1 protein-coding gene is annotated in these 582 nt (G+C 69.4%); it reads left to right on the forward strand.

The window, feature by feature from the left end; genetic code table 11:
- Positions 1-582, forward strand: a 582-nt coding sequence (locus K3769_RS40645; protein ID WP_267031772.1) for an AMP-binding enzyme, incomplete at both ends; no start/stop codon positions are given.

Below are 582 nucleotides of genomic sequence, written 5' to 3' on the forward strand. Positions count from 1 at the left end.
GCCGCCGGTGATCGGTCGTGCGTTGCCCAACACGCGTACGTATGTGCTGGATGGGTTTTTGCGGCCTGTTCCGGTGGGTGTGGCGGGGGAGTTGTATATCGCGGGTTCGGGGTTGGCTCGCGGGTATGTCGGTCGTGCGGATCTGACGGCGGAACGGTTCGTCGCGTGCCCGTTCGGTGAGGGCGGGCGGATGTACCGCAGTGGGGATCTGGCGCGGTGGACGGCGGACGGGCAGTTGGAGTTCGTGGGACGTGCGGACGCGCAGGTGAAGATCCGTGGGTTCCGGGTGGAGCTCGGTGAGGTCGAGACCGTCCTCGCTGGTCATCCGCAGGTCGAGCGGGCCGCTGTGGTGGCCCGTGACGGTCGGCTGGTCGGATACGTCGTCGGTGACGTGGACGGCGAGGACGTGCGGACGTTCGCGGCCACCCGGCTGCCGGAGTACATGGTTCCGTCGGTGGTCGTTGTCCTCGACGCGTTCCCGTTGACCGTCAACGGGAAGATCGACCGGGCGGCGCTGCCGGTGCCGGAGGCTGTGCCGAGCGCCGGCCGGACCGCGACGACGCCCGCCGAGGAGGCGTTCTG

It is taken from the genome of Streptomyces ortus (genome assembly GCF_026341275.1).
GTDB classification, from domain to species: Bacteria; Actinomycetota; Actinomycetes; order Streptomycetales; family Streptomycetaceae; genus Streptomyces; species Streptomyces ortus.